Source organism: Streptomyces sp. NPDC055506 (genome assembly GCF_053643595.1).
In genome coordinates this window covers 92,940-112,875 of record NZ_JBSHKH010000001.1, presented here as the reverse complement: position 1 = coordinate 112,875, position 19,936 = coordinate 92,940, and the positions used below count along the sequence as shown (strand labels likewise).

The following is a 19,936-nucleotide window of genomic DNA, read 5'->3' as shown; positions in this document are numbered from 1 at the left end:
TGAGGGATGCGATCTGGGAGTCGGGGTGAAGTAGGTCTGTCGGCTCAAGGACTGTGGTCGCAGGAATGCCAGCGGGACCGGTCCCCGGAGTTCCGCCGTCCACGGTCCCCGAACGCTTCGGGACCGGAATGCGACGTCCTCGGGGACGGTCCCCCTGACACGGCGTCACGGGGACCGTCACCTTCCTGATGCCCGGTCCCGGTCCCGGTCCCGGTCCCGGTCCCGGTCCCGGTTCGGGACGGGTCTGAGACGGGCTGCAATGGGGACGGTCCCCGATATCGGGGACGCTGTGGGGGCCAGCCTGAAAGGCCATCTGAGCTGCGGCTTCCAGGGGACCGGTCCCCGTGTCGGTCCTCAATTCAATGTCGCCACGGTCCCCGGTTCCCCTGCGCGACGGTCCCCGGTCCCCGGCGGCCACGGGGTGCCGGTCCCCATGCGGCAGCGGCACGGCGAGGTCAGATACCGGTCCGGCGCCGCCGGTCGGGACCGGCGAGGATGACGCGTTCGGTCATCTCGGCCAGGCGCGAAGCGATGCGGTCGCCGAGTGTGGCCCGGAGCTCCGCGGTGGGGAAGTTGGTGGTGATGAGGGTGGGGAGCATGTGCTCGTACCGGTGGTTGATGAGCCGGTAGGTCAGCTCCTCGGTCCACTCGCTGGTCTTGGCCGCACCGAGGTCGTCCAAGAGCAGCAACGGGCAGCGGACCAGCCTCTGCAGGTCTCGTTCGGCGTCGTGGCCGGCGCGGGGACGCAGACGGGCGTACAGGTCGGCGGTGGTGGTCGCTTCCCAGCGCAGACGGACGCCTCGGGTGAGGAGGGCACGTACGGCGCCGTATGCCTGGTGGGTCTTGCCGGTGCCGGTAGGTCCTGCGATCAGCAGCGAGGGGCCCTCGGCGATGCCTGGTCCACTAGGGCCGGGGCGTCCAGCGCGAGCGATCTGGTCGGCCCAGGCGGTGATCTGTGGGTGGTCGGCCAGGGCGCGGCGGTAGCGGGCGGGGATGCGGGCGTCGGCGAGTTCCATGGCGCTGACGGGCTCGGGTGGCGGCTCCTCGGCCGTGACGCCAGGGTCGATACCACGGCTGGCCAGGATCGTGCTGAGTCGGTCGGCGAGCGGACCGACCTGGCTGGGCTCGCGGGTGAGGGTGGTGGTCAGAGGTCACCTCCGTAGGCGGCGTTGACGTCACTGGGGTTCGTCCAGGCTCTGTGAGCGACTGGCAGGGGAGTGGCGTTCATAGCCTCGTGGACGAGGCTCGGCAGGGTGCTGGGGTGCAGACCCTTGACCCGGTGTCGCTCCAGTCCGGCCCGGATGTGAGTGAGGTCGATGCCCTCGTCGATCAGCTTGCGCACCTCCCGGCCGAGATGGCCCAGTACACTCTCCGGAGGCCGGTGACCGCACGCAGCGACGTACTCGGCGATCAGGTGCTGTACCGAGTGGGAGTCCAGCGCGGGGGCGCTGGCGCCCCCCGAAGGGGTATCTCCTAGATCCATGATCCTAGGTCCTAGATCCGGACCGTGAGGCGTCACTGCCGCCTCACTGAGTCCTCCCTGCTCCCTCACGGAGGACTCTCTGAGATTCTCCTGACCTGCGCTCTTGCCGACCGGCTCCGAACTCGGCGAGGTCTCGCGAATCTCGCGGGAGGTATCACGAAGGGCTCCATGAGGCTGCGATGAGGGTTCCGTGACACTGACGCTTCCGACAGGTGCGGAGCCGACCGGGGCGTCGTGGCGCGGGCAGCCAGGCAGACGGCTCTTGCTGGGCCGGTTGATCTTCTGATGCTGGTGCCAGGTGACGATGTGCAGGTACCGCTTGTCATCCTGGCCCGTGTAGCGGCAGATCAGACCGGCGTCATCGAGCTGGCCGAGGTCCTTCTCGACCTCGGCGGGCGTGTGCTCGGGGCGCAGCACCCACAGCTGTCCGGCGATGATCGCGGGGTGGTCACGGTGCCGACCTTGGTCGTCGGCCTGAGTGAGCAGGCCGAGGAAGGTGCGCTCGGCGGTCAAGGAGACGGCGGCCAGCGATTCGGAGACGAAGGCTTCTGGCTTGATGGTGCGGATTCGAGCCAAGGGGGAGCAGTCCTCACTCGGGAGCCGGTGCTCGGGCAGCACGGCTCACCGTCGATCGTGACGGTACGGGTGTCAGGGGGAGGGGAGTTGACCGAAGCGGCGCTAGGCGCGCTCATGACCGGGTCGAGCTTTCCGGGGATGTCGTCAACATAGCCACACCCAGGGCGCGCAAGTCCAGCCCATTCTGGCGCAATCTCTCATGGCAGAAAGGCTCCAAGGGAAGAGGCCGTCGGGGAGGTCAGAACCGTAGGTCACGATCGGCGGTTGACCAAATAGTTGTGCCCGAAGGGTGAGCCAGAAGGATCACATCGGGAAGCCGTTGACGGGCTGCCGCCAGCGAAGCTACAACACAACACCCCACGTCAGAGGCGTGCAGAGGGCCCTGTGTGAGTTCGTGTGACACCGGAGGAAATGGATGTCCCTACTGCTCGCATCCGGTCCGGGGCGCGCAACATAGCCGACGATTGCCGGTTCACCAAACCGGCGAATGCAAGCTACAACTGGAGTCATGGCAGCTCGTTCCCTGGAAATGGGTCCGGCAGGAATGCGGACCGCCCGCACAATCGAATACCTCCGCACCGAACGCGGACTCGCCCAACGTGAACTCGCCGCCCGGGTTACGACGCTGGGCCGCCCTATGTCGAACACGATGCTGTCTCGCATCGAACGCGCCCAGCGCCGTTGCGATATCGACGACCTGACCGCAATCGCACGCGCCCTCTGCGTCTCGCTGCTTGCCCTCCTGGAGGCATCACCCCTCTCGTGAAGTTCGAGGCGGCGGAATAGCGATTCGGTCCTGCACCCGCACAGCGATCCGCGCCAGCCCACCCGGTTGCTCCGACGCATGCCAGCCGCGCATGTCCAGGGCCTAGAGCACCCATTCGCCGGTTACCGAAACCGGTGATTCCCTGGATGGTTGTCGAGCTCCAAGACCGACACCCCCTCGCCCCACACGGCCGCCTGCACCCAGCCCGGACTACCTCCTCCGGACCTGTCTACGACCCGGCTGCCGATTCGCCGGGCGCTCATCCCACCCACCTCGCCGTCAAGGACTCGCCCATGCCTGCTCGCCTGTTGTCCATACCCGCCGTCGCCGCCGCTCTGGACGTCGACCGCCGCACCATCTACCGCTTCATCGCCGCCGGCGACCTGCCCGTGGTCGACCTGCGCACCGGCACAGGACGCTCCCGCGTACGTGTCCCCGCCGCAGAACTCGAGGAGTTCATCAACAGCAGGACCGTGGCGTCGTCGGCGTCCCGACGCTGACCCTTCCCTCCCATACGTTCATTCCTCGGAACAGGAGTAGACCCTCGTACCTCCGTAAGTTGAAGTCAGGCAAGTGGCAGGCGACGGTACGCAACCGGGCGGGAGACCGGTTCAGCGAGTCATTTCCACTCAAGGCGCAGGCCCGCGCGTGGGGCATCGAGCTGGAGGCCCAGTTCGCTCGCGGGGCCCTGCGAGACCCGCGAGCGGGCGAGATCTCCTTCGGCGACTGGCACGACCGGTGGTGGAACGCCAGAGTCGTCGAGCCCCACACCCGGCGGGGCGACGCCTCCAGCATCAGGAACCACGTCCTGCCCTACCTGGCTCACTGGGAGATGCGGGCCATTACCCGTATGGACGTTCAGAGTTGGATTCGAGCCCTCGTCGAGAAAGGCGCAGGGGCCGCCGCGATCAAGCGGGCGTACAACCTGACGTCCTCCATCATGCGCGCGGCTGTCGACGACGACATCATCGCGGTGAGCCCCTGCCGCAGCATCGACCTGCCAGCCATCGCGGTCAAGCCGCCGCAGTGGTTCACGCTCGACCAGGCCCAGAGCATCCTGGACGAACTGCCGTCGGCATGGCGGACGATGTGCCTGCTCGGCTTCTACACCGGCCTGCGCTGGGGCGAACTGTCCGGCCTCCACCGCCACCGTATCGACCAGCGGCGTTCCCGCCTTTTCGTCGTGGAGGTCAACACCAAGAGCGGCATCAAGGAGTACCCCAAGAGCTCCCGAAGCCGCAGGGAAGTGCCACTTCCGCCCCACGTCCTGGAGTCCCTCGAACGTCACATCCACGGGCTCGACCGTGACGCCGTGGTCTTCACCACCATCACCAAGGGCCGCTCCGGACGCCTCCTCGACGACGGCAACTGGCGCCGGCAGACCTGGTGGCCCGCCGTGGAAGATGCCTACTACTTCGACACCGACGGCGAGCAACTCCTCGTCCCCCACTACTCGCCGCACGCCATGCGCCACACCTGCGCCTCGTGGCTGGTCCAGAGAGGAGTCTCGCTGTACGAGGTCCAGCACCTCCTTGGGCACGAGAGCTTCCAGACCACCCAGCGCTACGCCCATCTGCAGCCGGATGCGCACAAGGCCGTTCTCGGTGCTTGGGAGCGATTGGCCGCACCGCTGACCATCGCCGCATAGACGCCTTCGCTGCCCTGGCCTGCCCTTCACAGGCAGGGCTCGGTGCTATTGAGAGGGTTCCGTGGGCTCCAAGCCCACTCGCTCACGGTGGAGTCCCTTCCGCACATTTAGCGCGGGATGTGCCGGGCGAGGTGACGGAACCTCGCCCGTATGGTGTCACCAGTACTGGGGGTGCCGCGCCGCCGCTGACGCGTCACAAACTTGCCGAGACGGCTGTCAACAGCTCCGATGCCGAGGGCTCGACCAGGGCGATCCACGGTGCCAGCTTTCCGCCGGCACTGTCGGGATGGCTACGGACGTGGGCAGCCATTTCTGCTGCCCGAGGCAGTGCCTGAAGACTGCCCCTGCCGATGCCGCCATTCAACAGCAGATGGTGGGCGCGGACCCGTAGGCGAGTGTGCTCAGGTCCAGGGAGCCAGTCACCCTCGTCGACGGCCTCCGCCAGAGCGCGGGCATCCTGAGGGTGCAGCGAACCAGTTCCGGGAGAGCCCAGGTCGCCCAGGCAGTGGTTCATGAGTGAGTCGATATAGGTCTGGAGCGCACTGCCCTGCGAGACCATGAGGGCATCACCTTCCATGAGCAGCTCCGTGAGAGCTGCCGCCTGGTGGCGAACGAAGGCTGCACGTTCCAGGAGACCGCTGTTCTCCAGTGGCCGAAGCACTTCGAGTAGCCGAAGCTGCTCCGAGGCTTCTTCATCAGTCGAGGGACGGGTCAGTGAAGGCAGGACCAAAGGCGTGATGTGCGGATGCCTCGGCAGAACGTTCGGTCGCTGGAAGGACTGCGCTAGCCGAATGGCTCAGGGGCCGGCCTCGCGGCACGCGCCCTTGACGGGTGCGACTGCCGGGAGGCCGCCTAGGCGTTGATCGCCGAGCGCGGTTCGAGGCGGCCTCCACTCGTGTTCAGTCCACGGGCTCCGGTGTGGTGTTCTCGTTCTGCCCGGGAGGCTCAGGCAGCCACCAGCTTCCGGATGCGTGGGTGGTTCTCCAACGCCCAGCGCACGGTCTTCGGCGGGCGTCCGAGCAGGGTCTCCAGCTGGTCGGTGGTGCCGCGGTACCCGCCGCCGCCCATCAGCCGGGTCAGGGTCTTCAGGTGCTCCGCGGTGTGCGGGAGCGCGGCCAGGGCGGTGTCGACGTAGGTGGCGTTCCAGGTTTCGATGTCTTCGGGGACGTAGGTGACCGGGCGCCCCAGCACGGCCGCGTAGTCCTCCGCGAAGCCGTGCATGTCCTTCAGTTCTGGGCCGTTGAGGTCGTAGGACTTCGAGAGGTGCGGCGCCGGGTCGGTCAGGATCTTCGCGCACAGTTCCGCCACGTCGTACCCCGCGATGGGCGCGAGCCGGTGGTCGCCGAAGGGCAGCCGCAGTTCACCCCTGCTCAGCGGCTCCAGAGCCAGCCAGGTCATCAGCGGGTTCTCGACGAACATGGCTCCGCGGATGTTGACCGTCGGGAGGCCGGACCAGTCCAGCACCTGCTCGGCGACCCAGTGGGCCCGTTGCTGCGGCGACCAGTTGGCGATGCGTCCGCCGAGCCACGCACGCCGTTCTTCCTCCGGCGCGGTCATCTTCTCGAACGTCATGAACGACTGCTCGAACTCGGAGATGTTGACGAAGACCTCGATGTCGCCCTGTGCCCGCGCCGCCGCGGCCATCAGGCTGACGGCGTCGGTGTAGTACGGCGACAGGCTCATGCTGAAGTAGATGCGCCGCACCCCCTTCAGCGCGGCGGTCACGTCGGCGATGGTGAGCAGGTCACCGACGAATACCTCGGCCCCGGCCTGGCGGAGCGACTGCGCGCGCTCGTCGTCCTTGCGCACGAACGCCCGTACTGGGTGGCCCTGTTCGAGCAGCATGTCGACCATCGTCCGGCTCACACCACCGATCTCGCCGGCGGCACCGGTGATCAGGATGGGATTGCGCTCTGGCATCAAGGTGTCCTCTGTCTGGTGGGGCGTAGGGGTGGGCCAGCTGTTCGGTGAGCCCACGCAACGTCTGCGCGTCAGCCGGCCAGCTGGTTCATCTTGCGGATCTGCTTGTCGAAGGCCCCGGTGGGAGCGAGACGGCGCAGTACGCGTGCGCGTCCGGCCAGGGGGCCGGCGGTGTAGCGCGGCTTCGGCTTCGTGTCGCTCGCCGCCGTAACGATCGCCCGGGCGAAGGCGGCGGGGGCGCCGCCGCCCCTGACGGCCTCCGCCGTGACCCGGTCGACGGTCTGCCGCTGCTTCCCGAACGCGTGCAGGGGGTGTCGGGCTTCGTGCTGTTGGCCTCGAACCCGGTGCTGGTGAAGGCGGGTTGAACGATGAGTGCCCGGACGCCGTGGTCACGGATCTCGTGGTCCAGGGCCCCGGTGTAGCCATTGACCAGGACGTCGATCCGCCCGAACCGCTCGTTCGCCTCCTGGACCGCTGTGGCGGCCGACGCGTCACTGGCGACGTCGAGTCCGAGGAACGTCACACCGTCGAGCGGGGTGACGCGCGAGGTGTCACGGCTGGTGCCGACCACGTTGAATCCGGCAGCGACCAGGGCGAGCGCAGTTTCCTTCCCGGTGCCGGATGACGCACCCGTCACGAGCGCCACCGGCCGACCTGTCGTCATCATGGACTCCCGCACTCACTCGAAACCGATCGGTTTCCGATACAGTAAACCGACCGGTTTCCGGGTGCAAGTTCAAGCGGGGAGCGGGACGTCATGGGTCGGACCAGTGCGCTGGAGAGGCGTGAGAGCGTCATCCGTGCGGCGATCGCCGAGTTCGCGCGCACGGGGTACCACGGCACCTCTACCGCGGCGATCGCCAGGCGGGTGGGCGTCACGCAGCCGTATCTCTTCCGGCTCTTCCCGGACAAGAAGACGATCTTCGTTGCCGCTCTGGTGCGGAGCATGGACGACACACGCCTGGCTTTCGAGAGGGCGGCCGACGGGGTGGAGGGCGGTGAGCGGGTTCTTCCAGCGATGACGAGCGCTTACGCGAAGCTGATCTCGACGAGCCCCGAGACGCTCCTGATGCAGATGCAGGGATATGCCGCCGTGGCGGCCGCCGAAGCGCAGGGCGATGGCCTGATCGGCGAGATCGTCCGAGCCGGCTGGATGAGGATCTGGGAAACCGTGCACCTGTCGCTGGGCGCCGATGTCGACGAGACCGCAGGCTTCTTCGCCTGCGGCATGCTCGGCAACACTTCTACGGCCGTGGGGTTTCCCTGGGGTGCCGGGCGGTGAGGGGTGTTCTGGACGGGCGCAGCGTCAGCGCAAGCCTGCCGCGTCGAGCAGGGTGGTCACCGTGGGTGCGGTAAGCCCGGCCAGATTGACGCCGCGGGACTTTTCTCGAGTCGCCGGAAGTCGGCTGCGACTCGCCGGGTGCATCGGTCACTGCGGCTGCTCGTAAAGCGCGATGCGTCAGCGCATGTGCGCCGCATCGAGCAGGGCAGTCACGGTGGGGGCGATGAGTCCAGACGGCGTGTCGGCTTTGATTCCCGCGCGGGCGCTGGCGCCGTCGAAGATCAGACTGAGTTGCCGGGCCAGCAGGTCGGGATCGCCCGCCCCGCCCTGCTCGGCCTCGGCGCGGAAGAAGCCGGTCAGGTTCGCCTTGACCCGGTGGGCCACCTGGCTCGCGGGGTGGCTCGGGTCTTTGAGTTCGATCTGCACGGCGAGGTATCGGCAGCCTCGGAAGTCGGGTGCGGCGGCCTGTGATTCCATCTGCTCGAAGACGTGCAGGATCCGCTCGCGGGGTGGACGGTTGTCGTCCGTCGAGGGAAGCAGCGTCGTCACATAGGCGGAGGCGCGTTCCTCCAGGCTCGCCGCCAGGAGTTCGCCCTTGCTCTCGAAGAGCTGGTACATGGAGCGCTTCGAGACCCCCGCCGCCTTGCACAGCGCGTCGACGCCGATGCTGACGCCGTCGCGGTAAGTGAGGGCGGCCGCTGCCTCCAGCAGCCGCTCTCGGGAGCTTGATTTCGCCTCGATGGTCATATTGCGAGGTTAACTCGATTTCGACCCATTGGAAACCGATCGGTTTACAGGATATGTCGTCGCGATCTACGGTGCGGCCCACGGTCGAGCGGGCGTATGGATACGGCGCAGCCCCCGGGGGGCGTGCCAGCCCATCATCGCGAAGCCGAGGGGTGTGGCTGCAATGAGGTCGGTGGTCATCATCATCCAGCACGGGACCAGGCCCGCGTCACTTCGGGTGCCGCAGTAGAGGATCGAGTGGATGCCGCTGGCGAGCTGTTGCAGCGGCTCGAACACTGCGAGGAAGCGGTAGACAGCCGGGCGGCGTTTTGATGGGGCGACTGGAGGTCGGTACTGCCATCGTGGCCCCCAGAATCGGTGCGCTCACCGGCCTGTCCACCGGCCTCGCCAAATCGGCCCACATCGTGGGAACCCGCCACCGGCGATAATCAGCCTACTGAAGACGGAACGCACGGGACCGTCTCGGGGATGCCTCTGTCCTGCGCTGATTTGTGCCTGGAGGGCACCAATCAGCGCAGGACATTTTCAGCACCGGTGGATTGAGGCTCAGTGGGCGATCACCGGCTCGCCCTCCGACGGCGCCAGAGTCGCATTCGGCATCAGGAACGCCGTGAGCACCGCACCGACCACGAAGATCCCGGCACCCCAGGCCAGGGTGGCCGTGTAGCTCTCGACCCCGGCCTGGGCCACGGTCAGGGCGCCCGGTTTGTGCGAGGACAGGTAGTCGGTCGCGGCCGATGAGGCAACGGTGGTCAGCAGCGCCGTACTGATCGAGCCGCCCACCTGCTGGCTGGTATTGATCAGCGCCGAGGCGACGCCCGCGTCCTCGTGGTGCACACCTGCTGTCGCACCCTGGAACGCGGTGGTCATCACCCCGCCGATACCGAGACCCAGCAGGATCATGCCCGGCATGATGTCGGCGACGTAGGCGCTGTCCAGCGTGAGCCGGGTCAGCAGGGCCATACCGGACGCGGAGACCAGGAAGCCGGCGCTGACCACGACCTTCGGGCCGACCCTGGGCAGCACCAGCGAAGGCACCGTGGTCGACGAGGCAACGATGCCGCCGACCATCGGAAGGAAGGACAGGCCGGCCTCGATCGGCGAGTATCCGATGCTGGCCTCCAGGTAATAGGTCAGGAACAGGAAGATCGAGAACATCCCCATGCCCAGGACGAACACGGCCAGGAACGAACCACCTCGGGTCCGGTCCAGCACGACCCGCAGCGGCAGCAGTGGATGCGCGACCCTGAGCTCCAGCCAGGCGAACACCGCGAGCAGCACCACGCCGACGATCATGGAGCCGAGGGCGACCGGGTCGGTCCAGCTGGTGGATTCGACGTGCGCGAACCCGTAGACGATGCCGAACAGCGCGGCGCTCACCACGACGGTGCCAGGAATATCGATTCTGGGTCGTTCGGTGACCGCGGGCTTGGCCAGCAACAGCAACGCGCCGACCAGCGCGACGCCCGCGAAAATGACGTTCACGTACATCACCCAGCGCCACGACGCCCATTCGGTGAGCATGCCGCCGAGCAGGAGCCCGACCGCGGCACCCGCACCGGACAATGCACTGAAGATGCCGAAGGCTTTCGGCCTTTCGTCCGGGTCGATGAAGGTCACGCTGAGCAGTGAGAGCGCCGCGGGTGCGAGCAGCGCGGCGAACAGGCCCTGGGCCACGCGTGTCGCGACGAGTATGTCGAAGCTGGTAGCCGCGCCGCCCACGACGGATGCGGCCGCGAAACCGATCAGGCCGGTCACGAAGGTGGTACGTCGGCCGAACAGGTCGCCGAGTCGGCCCCCGAGCAGCAGCAGGCTGCCGAACGCCAAGGCGTACCCCGTGATGACCCACTGCCGGCTGCCGTCACTGAAACCGAGGTCATGTTGCGCTTCTGGCAGTGCGATGTTCACGACGGTGGCATCGAGCGTGACCATGAGCTGTGCCACGCCCAGCACGACGAGCACCCACCAGCGCACGGCATGTGAGCCGCGGCGGCCCGAGTTAGTTTTCCCGGAGGCGGGCGCCCCTCGGTTGAAGGTGGTACTCACTTCTCCCCTTAGCTGCTGGCCATGGCCCGACCATCAGTCGGAAACCGATCTGTTTCCACTCAGGAAAACAGATCGGTTTCCTCGGTGCAAGCGGGCGGGTCGCTTCTGGGTTCGGGGGTGACCTGCCAGGGCTGAGGCCCGCATGGGTCGATGGCCTACCTCGCCAAGCGGCTGTTGCTCGGCGTCGCGAAACGGCGGCTCTGTCGACGGAGCGTCCATGTTGGGATCGACGTCTTGTGCCGCACCGCCGGGACCGCAGGATGCCCGGGGGCACGCCCGGCTGATGCAGGGGGAGTGGCTCGGCTTGCGCTTGGAAACCGATCGGTTTACCGTGGTGGAAACCGATCGGTTTCTCATTCTGTGAAGTCTGGAGTCAGTCATGACCGCTCTGAAAGGCGCAAACGTCTTCGTCACCGGCGGCAGCCGAGGTATCGGTAAGGCCCTGGTGGAGGAGCTGTACGCGCGCGGCGCCGGCAGGGTCTACGCCACAGCCCGCGACCCGCGCAGCGTGACGCACCCGGATGCGGTCCCGGTGGCGCTGGAGGTCACTGACCCGGCGTCCGTGGCGGCGGCCGCCGCTCAGGCACAAGACGTCACCGTGCTGATCAACAACGCCGGCGCCTCGGTCGGCGCATCCTTCCTCGGCTCCCCGGTCGGCGACGTACGCCGGGAGCTCGAGACCAACTTCTACGGCCCCCTCCTGCTCACGCGGGCCTTTGTACCGGTCATCGAGCGCAACGGCGGCGGCCACCTCCTCAACGTGCACTCCGTGCTCTCCTGGCTCGCGCTCGGCGGCTCCTACAGCGCCTCCAAGGCCGCCCTGTGGTCACAGACCAACTCCCTGCGCCTGGAACTGCTGCCGCGCGGCATCGCCGTCACCGGCCTGCACGTCGGCTACGTCGACACCGACCTCGCGGCGGGCGTCGACGCACCCAAGTCCGACCCCCGTGACGTGGCCGCGCTCGCCCTCGACGGCATCGAGACGGGCACTCACGAGGTGCTCGCCGACGACATCTCCCGCCAGGTCAAGGCGGGCCTCGCCGGTGACCTGGCCGGTCTGTACCCCCAACTGGCCAAGTAACCCCCTCACGCAAGGAGTCGGCGAGATGACCGCCCCCGAGTCACGTCCCACGATCCACATCCCGGGGACCACCAGCCACACCCTCGCTCCACGTCCAGGACGTGGCGGCCGCGAGGGGACACTGCGCTACCTCAAGGCGGGCACCGGCGCCCCCCTGGTCCTGCTGCACACCGTGCGCACCCAGGCCGAGCACTTCCGCCACCTCGTCCCGCTGATCGCGGACCACTACACCGTGTACGCCCTCGACCTGCCGGGGATGGGCTACTCCGAGATCGTGCCCGGCGCCTCGTACGACGAGCCGGCCATGCGCGCGGGCGTCGAGCGGATGCTCACCGAACTCGACCTCCACGACGTGACGTTGGCCGGGGAGTCCATGGGAGCGGTGCTCGCCCTGACCACCGCGGCCGACCTGCCGGAGCGGGTACGGCGCGTCGTCGCGGTCAACACCTACGACTTCCGCGGCGGCATCGCCCGCTCCAGCCTCCTCGCCCGGGTGGTGATCAGCGGTGTTCTCGCCCCGGGGGTGGGCCCGGTGATCGCCGGGGTGGAGCCCAGGCCCGCCCTCAGCAGGATCCTTCAGGGTGGGCTCGGCGACACGAGCGCGCTGCGGGAGGACTACGTGGACGAGCTCCTCCGGGTGGGCGCCCGACCGGGCTACCCGACCGTCGCCCGGGCCGTGTACCAAGCCCTGCCCAGCCTCATCGCTGCGCGCTCGCGCTATCGCGAGGTCGAGGCGCCGGTCCACTTCGTCTACGGCGAGAAGGACTGGTCCCGTCCCTCGGACCGGCAGGCCAACAAGGAGCTGCTGCCTGCCGCGGACTTCACACAGGTGCCGAAGGCTGGCCACTTCATCGCCCTGGAACGGCCCGACGTGCTGGCCGACCTGCTGACCGCGACGGCCTGACCCAGCGATACCCGACCTGACAAGGGGCAGAGCATGACGGACATCCAGATCGAGGTCGATGTTCCGGCGCGGATGCGCGATGGCACGGTGCTGCGCGCGTTTGTCTACCGGCCCGGCGGCACAGGGCCGTGGCCGTGCTTCTGAGCCGGCTGCCCTACGGCAAGCAGACGCCCATGATGACCGTCATGCTCGATCCGCTGGCGGCTGCCCGGCGCGGGTTCATGGTGGTCGTCCAGGACTCGCGCGGCCGGTTCGCCTCCGAGGGGGAGTGGGAGCCGTTCACGCACGAGGAAAGCGACGGTTACGACACCGTGCGGTGGGCTGCCGCCCTCCCTGGCTCCAATGGATCGGTCGGCATGACCGGAGGCAGTTAATTCGGCAACACCCAGTGGATGGCGGCACTGTCGAAGCCGCCGGAGCTGAAGGCCATCGCGCCGATGATCACGTGGGCCGATCCGGACGACGGACTGTGGACGCGCGGGGGCGCCGTCGAACTCGGCCTCAGCGTCCCCTGGTCCCTCCTCCAGGGTGCCGACACCTTGATGCGCCGTCACAGTACCGACCTCGACGGACTCGTGAACGGCATCACCGGACTCATAGGGGACTTCGACGGCCTGGCGGACGACGGTTACCGCGCCCTGCCCGCCGGGCGGTTTCCCGCGTTCGCCCGGCACGACCTGCCTGAGCTCGGCTACGAACGCTCCCGCCGCGAACCCGAGTGGGCGGAGTCGTGCCGAGTCGTGGGCCGGCACGACGAAGTCGATCTGCCCACCTTCCAGGTCGGCGGCTGGTACGACATCTTCAGCCAGGGCACGCTCGACAACTTCACCGCCATGCGCCGGGTCGGCCGGCCCGCCACGCTGATCATGGGCCCGTGGACCCACACCAACTGGCGGCACGTAGTCGGGGACGTCAACTTCGGCTTCGGCGCGCACTCCGACTTCATGGCCATGCGCGGGCGCCTGACGGACATGCAGCTCGACTGGTTCAAGCGCACGATCGGCGACGGCGAGGCCGTGGAGCCGGACGCGGGCAAGGTGCTGCTGTTCGTCATGGGCGCCAACCAGTGGCGCGAGGAGACGGAATGGCCCCTGTCGCGGGCCGTGGACACGGACTTCCACCTGCGCGCGGACGGACGCCTGACCCCTGAGCCGCCGTCCACTGCCGAGCGGGCCGAGGAGTTCACGTACGACCCCATGGACCCGGTCCCCACCACCGGGGGCGCGCTTCTCATGGGCGGCGGGCTTCTCATGGCCGGACGACTTCCCTCCCGGCCCGGTCGACCAGGCGGCCGTGGAGGCGCGCGAGGATGTCCTGGTCTTCACCACCGAACCGCTCGCCGAGGACGTCGAGGTGACAGGCCGCGTCAAGGCGGTGCTCTTCGCCGCCACGGACGGCCCGTCGACCGACTGGGGGCCCGCCTGTGCGACGTCGACGAGAACGGCGTCTCCCGGAATGTGACCGACGGCATCGTGCGGGTACGGGCGGCGACGCCCGGTGAAGCCGCCGAGCACGTCGTGGACCTGTGGTCGACCAGCATCGTCTGCCGGGCGGGGCACCGCATACGGGTCCAGGTCACCTCCAGCAACTTCCCGCGCTGGGACCGCAACCTCAACACGGGCGAGCCCGAGCATGATGCGACCACTGCCCGCGTGGCCCGCCAGCAGCTCTTCCACGACCCAGACCGCCCTTCCCGCATCGTGCTGCCGGTGGTTGCGGCCCCCCGCTGACGGGTGTTCGGGGCGGAAGCCGCTTGACCGGATGCTGCCTCCGCTTTACTGTGGAATCAGTACGGAGGCAGCCTCCGTTTTATGGTGGCTGCAGGATCGCATGACCAGGAGTGCGTATGAGTGCCAGTGGACAGCAGGGGCGCAAGCCTCGCGCGGATGTCCAGCGCAATCGTGCCGCCCTCCTGGAAGCAGCGCAGCGTCACTTCCTGAAGTACGGGGTCGGTACGTCCCTGGAGGCGGTGGCCAAGGAGGCGGGCGTCGGGCCCGGCACCTTGTACCGGCATTTCCCCACCCGGGAAGCACTGTTGGCGGCCGTGCTGCAGACGCGCTCCGAAGAACTGGTGGCGCGCCAGGAGGAGATCGCGCGGCTCGGGGACGCCGACAAGGCGCTCGAGCAGTGGCTGCGCGCGCTGGAAGAGTACTTCAGCGCGTTCAGCGGACTGCCGGAACCGCTCATGGCCGCGGCCAGGGCCCAGGATCCGGACAACCCGCTCACGCTCCCGTGTGACACCGTCATCACCGCCACTGACGCATACGTGCGCGCCGCCCAGCGGACCGGGTGCGTGCGCGAGTCGGTGCAGGGCTACGACCTGTTCCTCGCGGCCATCTCGGTCGCCTGGCTCAAGGGTGCAGGCGCCGCCGGCGAGGAGTCGCTGAACCGCGTTCGCGCGCTCATCGCCACCGGCTACAGCAACCGGGACGCCCGGGCGTAAGTCCCACCTGACGATCACCGGAACCCCAGCGCGGTCTCTGCATGTCCGGAGACCGGGATGCTCGGCGCCCTCGTCACCCAAGTGATCACACCGCGCCGCTCTGGGAGCGGTGCAACTTCCCAAAGGACAAATCGTGAAAATTTCTGTTATCGGTGCCGGGGTCATCGGCGGCAACCTCGTCCGGAAGCTCGCCGGGGCCGGTCACGACGTCGACGTGGCGGATGCCCGTGGCCCTGAAGCCGTCGCGTCCGACTTGCTGAAGAGTGGTGCCCGTGCCGTGGCACTTGAGGATGCGGTAAAGGACAGGGAGGCCGTCATCCTGGCCATTCCCTTCGGAGTCGCGGGGCAACTGGCAGACCTCTTCGCGTCCGTCCCCGCCGAGACAGTGGTCATCGACACCTCCAACTACTACCCGCACCTCAACGGGCGGATCGAGGCAGTGGAGAACGGGGCGGTGGAGAGTGTGCACACCTCCCAACTCCTCGGGCGCCCTGTGGTCAAGGCATGGAACGCCGCCCTGGCCGAGACCCAGCGAACGAAGGGCGTCCCGGCGGGCACTCCGGGCCGCATGGCCATCCCCGTCGCCGGCGATTCCGAAGAGGCCAAGCGCGTGGCCATGCGCCTGGTCGACGACACCGGGTTCGACCCCTACGACGCCGGCACCCTGGCCGGCTCCTGGCGTCAGCAGCCCATGGGTCCCGCCTACTGCACCGAACTGACCCTGGATGAGCTTCCGGCGGCCTTGGCCGCGGCCGACCGCGTCAAGGATGCGGCCGTCCGGGACAGCATGGCGGACCGCTTCGCCGCCCTCGGCGCCGATCCCACCCTGGAGGACGTCGTCGAGATGAACCGCGCAGCCCACAGGTGACGACGCCCGCCGCCGGCCGCGGCGCACACCCCGTACGAGACGAGGAGCCCCTGAGGGCTCCCCTCGCACGCAGCGTCGCGGCCAGGTCCAAGGGCTCGCCGCTCCGGCCTTTTGACAATGCGGAGGTAGCCTCCGTATTGTCGGGAAGGTAAACGGAGGCTGCTTCCGTTTTGTTTCGCCTCGTTTGGAGGAGCGTCCATGACACCCCGGCAGATGCTTCTGTGCATGCAGTTCACCAGCGGCTACGGAGCCGAACCCGGGGCATGGCGCCTTCCCGGTGCGAATCTGTCCAGCTACACGGACATGGATCAGTTCGTGCGCTACGCGCAGGCGGCCGAGCGCGGCAAGATCCAGCTGCTGTTCTTCGCGGACACCCCGGTCCTGGACGTGGACCTCGAAGACCAGGCCCCGCACTTCCCGATCGACCCGCTGCTGGTCATGACGGTCATCGCGCGCGAGACCGAGCGGATCGGCCTGGTCGCCACCGCCTCCACCACCTTCAACGAGCCCTACACCCTTGCCCGGCAGTTCAAGGCGCTAGACATGATTAGCCACGGCCGGGCCGGCTGGAACGCGGTCACCACCTCGGACCCCGCCGCTGCGGCGAACTTCGGCCGGCAGATACCGCCGCGCGAGCAGAAGTACGAGCGCGCGCATGAGGTCGTCCAGATCGTGCAGGCGTTGTGGGGTAGCTGGGAGAAGGACGCCTGGGTCCGTGACATCCCCGGCAAGCGGTTCGCCGACATGGACAAGATCCAGCCCGTCAGCCTCCAGGGCCGTCACGTCGCCTCCCGCGGTCCGCTGCCCATCCCGCCGTCCGAGCATGGCCAGCCCGTCATCTTCCAGGCCGGAGGCGGCAGTTACGGCCTGGAACTGGCGGGCCGTCACGCGGATGGCGTCTACGCCAACCCCTACACGATCGAAGACGGCCAGGCCCAGCGCAACGCCCTGCGGGACGCTGCCAAACGCGCCGGACGCGACCCGGACGAGGTGAAGATGTTCGCCGGTTTCATGCCGACCATCGCCTCGTCCCGCCGGGCCGCGCTCGACCGGCGCCGCTTCCTGGACGAGTCCGTCGATCTGCGCCAACGGGTGCGCTACCTCGGCGCGATGATCGGCCTGCCGCTCGACCACGACCAGATCGACGAGTCCCTGGACGCACGCCAGCTCGCCGACGCCGTAGCCAGCCCGCACGACCCGCGCTCCGCACGCGCCCTTCAGGTGGCCCGCGAAGGCTGGAGCCTGCGCGACGTGCTCGCCCACGGCGTCATCGACTACCACCCGGTCGTGGCCGGCACCGCCGCCGACGTGGCCGACCACATGCAGCAGTGGTTCGAAGCCGGAGCCTGCGACGGCTTCTCGCTCGCCATCGACGGCTACCACGACGGCGTGGACGCCTTCGTCGACCAGGTCGTCCCGCTCTTGCAGGAACGCGGCCTGTTCCACCTCGACTACGAGGGCCCCACCCTGCGCGACCACCTCGGAGCCCGCCGGCAGTACGGGCTCGACCCGCGCGTCAGCGATGCGTCCCGGTCATGAGCGCGACTCCGATGCCCGACACCTCGGCCCGGCAGGCATTCCGCGACGCCATGGAGCCGTCGCCTCCCCGGTCGCCGTGGTCACGCCCTGAAGGCCGACGCCCGCCCGGCACCACGGTCAGCGCCTTCGCCTCCCTGTCCCTGACGCCCCCGATGGTGCTGGTGTCGCTGGACAACCAGTCACATCCGCTGGCGATCATCCGCCGCACCGGCCAAGCCATCCATCTGATCCGGCTGCTGCCAGCTCACCTTCGGCAGCCGACGCGGCAACAACCGGAAGCAACACTCCAGAAGGGAACCGCTTTGCCAACCACCGCCTCGTTCTTCACCGATCTCGCGCGGAGCCGGAACTCCCCCCGGCAGTTCCTGCCCACTCCGCTGCCCGCCACGGACATCCGCGGCGTCCTGGACGACGCGCAGACAGCCCCCTCGAACAGCAACACCCAACCGTGGAACGTGCACATCGTCTCCGGCGCGGCACGGGACGCCCTGAGCCATGAACTGCTCACGGCGTACGAGGAAGAGCGGACCTCACCCGACTTCACCTCCGGCTACGGCGAAGGCATCTACCAGGAGCGGTCGCACCAGCACGCGGCCATCGTCTACGGGGCCCGTGGCGTCGAGCGCTCGGACCGTGAGGGCAGGAAGGAGGTCATCCGCGAGAACCTGAGGTTCTACGGAGCGCCGCACGTCGCCCTCCTCTTCATGCCGGTGCTCGGCGACGGGGTGCGAACGGCCGGGGACATCGGCATGTACGCCCAGAACTTCCTGCTGTCGCTGACCGCACGCGGATACCGCGGCATCCCGCAGGCTGTCCTCGGCGTCTACGCCGACACGGTGCGCAGGTCCCTCGGCGTCCCCGACGATCTCAAGCTGCTGTTCGGTCTCGCCTTCGGCATCGGCGATCAGACATCACCCATGCACGACATCAACATGGGACGCATCCCGCTCCATCACAGCGTGGCCCTGCACGACACGCCCGGCGTCCTCGACAGCCCTTAGGCCATGAGCGGCAGATGTGCCTCCGGGAACGAACGATCTACTCGCCGGGACGACGGGACGCGCCATGATCTCTGCTGGAGTACCGGTCAACCCGTCGGCCCGAGCCAGCGGATGGCGGTCGGGTCGACGGATGCCGTCGGCTGCACCACCGCCAAGAACGCGAGGTCGAACACTTCCTGACCTTCATTGCCAACGAGACCGCATTGGTCGCGTTCGCTGTCAGTAGGCCATGTTCTGGCAACTGTCGTGACGCTCGATTGACGCTCCGGGCCCCTGAAGCTCCGTCTTACGGGGCGCTAAATGGGGCTTGACCTGCAGATTCTCCCCAGTGCGGGCGTTGTGACGTCTTTCCGATGACGTCGCACGTGGAGTGCGTGGCTATTCTTGAGCCCGCAGCAAAGGGCCTCTGACCTGGTGATTTTCAATTCCCCAGGTTGCGGGCGGGACGTGTCGACATGTTTCCGTAGGTCCACCGCGTGGAGCGTGCTGCAGGTTCCTGCCTCGTGCCTCACCTGCGGTTTCGCAGCGGGGGCGTGGGTCGAGAACGCTCTGCCTCAACTCCGTGAGGGACGGGTTCGGTAAATGTCTTGACGCTCGTTCGACGCTGTTTCTGACGGAGCGTGAGGTGGTCGTCCTGGGTCAGATCTCGCGGTTCAATCGACTTTTCGGGCTCAACCCGTCGAGCAGCGCGTCAGCCTCGAACGCTGATGACGGTCCGCCGACGGATTCGGTGGACCGTTTTCGTGCCGTGGGTTGAGGGTGGGCAGGCCGAAGATCCGAGTGTCGGGTTCGGACCGGCCAGGCGCGATTTTCGAGCTGTCTGATCGCTGAGTGCCGTCCAGGACCGTCGACAAACGTTGCTCGCTCTCGCCTACGAAACCACCCGGCCGGGGCGTGGTGTGGAGCGGCTCGTCGAGGCTGCCGGGTGGTTCTGCGGCGCGTCAGCGGGACTCCTGTACGCCGAGCAGAGTGAGGGCGTTGCGGATGCCCTCGTCGAGGAGTTCGTCGGAGAGTCGCCGGTCGGTCAGGGCGCGGGAGAGCTGCAGCGTTCCGACCATCATGGCGTAGACGCTGAGGGTCTTCGTGTGCACCGAGCGCGGATCGGCGGGCGCCAGGCGAGCGGTGATACCGTCGATGACGGCGAGCACGCCGTCGGTGTACGCCTGCTTGGTCTCGTCCGCGCAGCGCCCGATCTCGTCGAGGAGTGCCGCGGAGGGGCAGCCGTCGTCGGGACTGTCGCGGTGCTGGGGCGACAGATACCACCGTACGATCTGCTCGACTCCGGCGATGCCGGGGGCCGCCTGCTCGATGACGTTCGCGTACTGGGTGCGCAACTGGTCCGCGACCGCGGTGGCCACGAGGTCGTCCTTGGATGCGAAGTGGGCGTAGAAGGCGCCGTTGGTCAGTCCGGCGTCCGCCATCAGCGTCGAGATGCCCGAGCCGTCGATACCGTCCCGCTTGAACCGGCGGCCGGCGGTCTCGATGATCCGCTGCCTCGTCGCCTGCTTGTGCTCTTTCCCGTAACGCGCCACGCGCTTGCTCCTTTGTGCGCCGGAAAGGTCACCCGCGCTTCGCCATCGTATTGGATTGCGAACGTACTCCAATGATGTGCCGATGGTGTATAGGAGTACC

The 19,936-nt window shown here is 68.0% G+C and carries 18 protein-coding genes and 2 pseudogenes; 12 read left to right on the top strand and 8 right to left on the bottom strand.

Features of this window, described 5'->3' with window-relative positions:
- Positions 1–455: 455 nt before the first annotated feature.
- Together ACWIF2_RS00505 and ACWIF2_RS00500 are read right to left on the bottom strand one after the other, a co-directional pair.
- Entirely contained in the window at positions 456–1,148 is a 693-nt protein-coding gene (locus ACWIF2_RS00505; protein ID WP_454357853.1) for an ATP-binding protein, read from the bottom strand.
- Positions 1,145–2,059: a hypothetical protein gene (locus ACWIF2_RS00500; RefSeq protein WP_454357852.1), complete on the bottom strand. Its 915-nt coding sequence runs from the start codon at positions 2,057–2,059 to the stop codon at positions 1,145–1,147. The genes ACWIF2_RS00505 and ACWIF2_RS00500 overlap by 4 nt, the downstream gene beginning before the upstream one ends.
- A 508-nt stretch (positions 2,060–2,567) precedes the next feature.
- Between ACWIF2_RS00500 and ACWIF2_RS00495 the strand changes: the two genes are divergently transcribed.
- From ACWIF2_RS00495 to ACWIF2_RS00485, 3 genes are all read left to right on the top strand, one after another.
- A complete protein-coding gene (locus ACWIF2_RS00495; protein ID WP_454357796.1) occupies positions 2,568–2,825 on the top strand; it encodes a helix-turn-helix domain-containing protein in 258 nt (85 codons plus the stop codon).
- A 293-nt stretch (positions 2,826–3,118) separates the two neighbouring features.
- Complete coding sequence (locus ACWIF2_RS00490; protein WP_454357795.1) at positions 3,119–3,325, top strand: helix-turn-helix transcriptional regulator; 207 nt, start codon at positions 3,119–3,121, stop codon at positions 3,323–3,325.
- Positions 3,326–3,384: 59 nt separating this feature from the next.
- Positions 3,385–4,473, top strand: a complete 1,089-nt coding sequence (locus tag ACWIF2_RS00485; protein ID WP_454357794.1) for a tyrosine-type recombinase/integrase — start codon at positions 3,385–3,387, stop codon at positions 4,471–4,473.
- 193 nt (positions 4,474–4,666) lie between these two features.
- On the opposite strand, the gene ACWIF2_RS00480 is transcribed toward ACWIF2_RS00485, so the two are convergent.
- The 3 genes and pseudogenes from ACWIF2_RS00480 to ACWIF2_RS00470 form a co-directional block, all read right to left on the bottom strand.
- Positions 4,667–5,050: a hypothetical protein gene (locus ACWIF2_RS00480; RefSeq protein WP_454357793.1), complete on the bottom strand. Its 384-nt coding sequence runs from the start codon at positions 5,048–5,050 to the stop codon at positions 4,667–4,669.
- A 368-nt stretch (positions 5,051–5,418) separates the two neighbouring features.
- Entirely contained in the window at positions 5,419–6,393 is a 975-nt protein-coding gene (locus ACWIF2_RS00475; protein WP_454357792.1) for an NmrA family NAD(P)-binding protein, read from the bottom strand.
- Between the two features lie 71 nt (positions 6,394–6,464).
- A pseudogene (locus ACWIF2_RS00470) lies at positions 6,465–7,057 on the bottom strand (SDR family NAD(P)-dependent oxidoreductase).
- Positions 7,058–7,150: 93 nt separating this feature from the next.
- Between ACWIF2_RS00470 and ACWIF2_RS00465 the strand changes: the two are divergent.
- Positions 7,151–7,675 carry a TetR/AcrR family transcriptional regulator gene (locus ACWIF2_RS00465; protein ID WP_454357791.1) on the top strand — a complete coding sequence of 175 codons (525 nt, stop codon included), beginning with the start codon at positions 7,151–7,153 and terminating at the stop codon, positions 7,673–7,675.
- A gap of 177 nt (positions 7,676–7,852) precedes the next feature.
- Here the strand turns inward: ACWIF2_RS00465 and ACWIF2_RS00460 are convergent, their stop codons facing one another.
- Together ACWIF2_RS00460 and ACWIF2_RS00455 are read right to left on the bottom strand one after the other, a co-directional pair.
- Positions 7,853–8,422: a TetR/AcrR family transcriptional regulator gene (locus tag ACWIF2_RS00460; protein WP_454357790.1), complete on the bottom strand. Its 570-nt coding sequence runs from the start codon at positions 8,420–8,422 to the stop codon at positions 7,853–7,855.
- 546 nt (positions 8,423–8,968) lie between these two features.
- Positions 8,969–10,468, bottom strand: coding sequence for an MFS transporter (locus ACWIF2_RS00455; RefSeq protein WP_454357789.1), 1,500 nt, complete (start codon positions 10,466–10,468; stop codon positions 8,969–8,971).
- Positions 10,469–10,847: 379 nt separating this feature from the next.
- On the opposite strand from ACWIF2_RS00455, the gene ACWIF2_RS00450 reads away from it, so the two are divergent.
- The 8 genes and pseudogenes from ACWIF2_RS00450 to ACWIF2_RS00415 all read left to right on the top strand — a co-directional run bounded on the left by ACWIF2_RS00450 (position 10,848) and on the right by ACWIF2_RS00415 (position 18,304).
- Positions 10,848–11,549: an SDR family oxidoreductase gene (locus ACWIF2_RS00450; RefSeq protein ID WP_454357788.1), complete on the top strand. Its 702-nt coding sequence runs from the start codon at positions 10,848–10,850 to the stop codon at positions 11,547–11,549.
- A gap of 25 nt (positions 11,550–11,574) precedes the next feature.
- Complete coding sequence (locus tag ACWIF2_RS00445) at positions 11,575–12,453, top strand: alpha/beta fold hydrolase (RefSeq protein ID WP_454357787.1); 879 nt, start codon at positions 11,575–11,577, stop codon at positions 12,451–12,453.
- 128 nt (positions 12,454–12,581) lie between these two features.
- Positions 12,582–13,628, top strand: a pseudogene (locus ACWIF2_RS00440) (CocE/NonD family hydrolase); the annotation flags it as partial.
- Positions 13,629–13,649: 21 nt separating this feature from the next.
- Positions 13,650–14,183: a CocE/NonD family hydrolase gene (locus tag ACWIF2_RS00435; RefSeq protein ID WP_454357851.1), complete on the top strand. Its 534-nt coding sequence runs from the start codon at positions 13,650–13,652 to the stop codon at positions 14,181–14,183.
- Positions 14,184–14,299: 116 nt separating this feature from the next.
- The gene (locus tag ACWIF2_RS00430) at positions 14,300–14,896 is read left to right on the top strand and encodes a TetR/AcrR family transcriptional regulator (RefSeq protein ID WP_454357786.1); all 597 of its coding nucleotides are present in this window, start codon (positions 14,300–14,302) and stop codon (positions 14,894–14,896) included.
- Positions 14,897–15,029: 133 nt separating this feature from the next.
- Entirely contained in the window at positions 15,030–15,764 is a 735-nt protein-coding gene (locus ACWIF2_RS00425) for an NADPH-dependent F420 reductase (protein WP_454357785.1), read from the top strand.
- A gap of 198 nt (positions 15,765–15,962) precedes the next feature.
- On the top strand, positions 15,963–17,303 hold the full coding sequence (locus ACWIF2_RS00420; protein WP_454357784.1) for an NtaA/DmoA family FMN-dependent monooxygenase: 1,341 nt from the start codon (positions 15,963–15,965) through the stop codon (positions 17,301–17,303).
- A complete protein-coding gene (locus ACWIF2_RS00415; RefSeq protein WP_454357783.1) occupies positions 17,300–18,304 on the top strand; it encodes a nitroreductase family protein in 1,005 nt (334 codons plus the stop codon). Before ACWIF2_RS00420 ends, ACWIF2_RS00415 begins: the two co-directional genes overlap by 4 nt.
- 941 nt (positions 18,305–19,245) lie before the next feature.
- Here ACWIF2_RS00415 and ACWIF2_RS00410 read toward each other — a convergent pair.
- A complete protein-coding gene (locus tag ACWIF2_RS00410; protein WP_454357782.1) occupies positions 19,246–19,836 on the bottom strand; it encodes a TetR/AcrR family transcriptional regulator in 591 nt (196 codons plus the stop codon).
- Between the last annotated feature and the right edge of the window lie 100 nt (positions 19,837–19,936).

Bases quoted from the DNA above. Each gene is read 5' to 3' on its own strand.
- ACWIF2_RS00480 (WP_454357793.1), bottom strand. From the start codon at position 5,050: ATGGAAGGTGATGCCCTCATGGTCTCGCAGGGCAGTGCGCTCCAGACC.
- ACWIF2_RS00435 (WP_454357851.1), top strand. From the start codon at position 13,650: ATGGACCCGGTCCCCACCACCGGGGGCGCGCTTCTCATGGGCGGCGGG.
- ACWIF2_RS00475 (WP_454357792.1), bottom strand. From the start codon at position 6,393: ATGCCAGAGCGCAATCCCATCCTGATCACCGGTGCCGCCGGCGAGATC.
- ACWIF2_RS00420 (WP_454357784.1), top strand. From the start codon at position 15,963: ATGACACCCCGGCAGATGCTTCTGTGCATGCAGTTCACCAGCGGCTAC.
- ACWIF2_RS00465 (WP_454357791.1), top strand. From the start codon at position 7,151: ATGGGTCGGACCAGTGCGCTGGAGAGGCGTGAGAGCGTCATCCGTGCG.
- ACWIF2_RS00450 (WP_454357788.1), top strand. From the start codon at position 10,848: ATGACCGCTCTGAAAGGCGCAAACGTCTTCGTCACCGGCGGCAGCCGA.
- ACWIF2_RS00445 (WP_454357787.1), top strand. From the start codon at position 11,575: ATGACCGCCCCCGAGTCACGTCCCACGATCCACATCCCGGGGACCACC.
- ACWIF2_RS00490 (WP_454357795.1), top strand. From the start codon at position 3,119: ATGCCTGCTCGCCTGTTGTCCATACCCGCCGTCGCCGCCGCTCTGGAC.
- ACWIF2_RS00495 (WP_454357796.1), top strand. From the start codon at position 2,568: ATGGCAGCTCGTTCCCTGGAAATGGGTCCGGCAGGAATGCGGACCGCC.
- ACWIF2_RS00415 (WP_454357783.1), top strand. From the start codon at position 17,300: ATGAGCGCGACTCCGATGCCCGACACCTCGGCCCGGCAGGCATTCCGC.
- ACWIF2_RS00430 (WP_454357786.1), top strand. From the start codon at position 14,300: ATGAGTGCCAGTGGACAGCAGGGGCGCAAGCCTCGCGCGGATGTCCAG.
- ACWIF2_RS00460 (WP_454357790.1), bottom strand. From the start codon at position 8,422: ATGACCATCGAGGCGAAATCAAGCTCCCGAGAGCGGCTGCTGGAGGCA.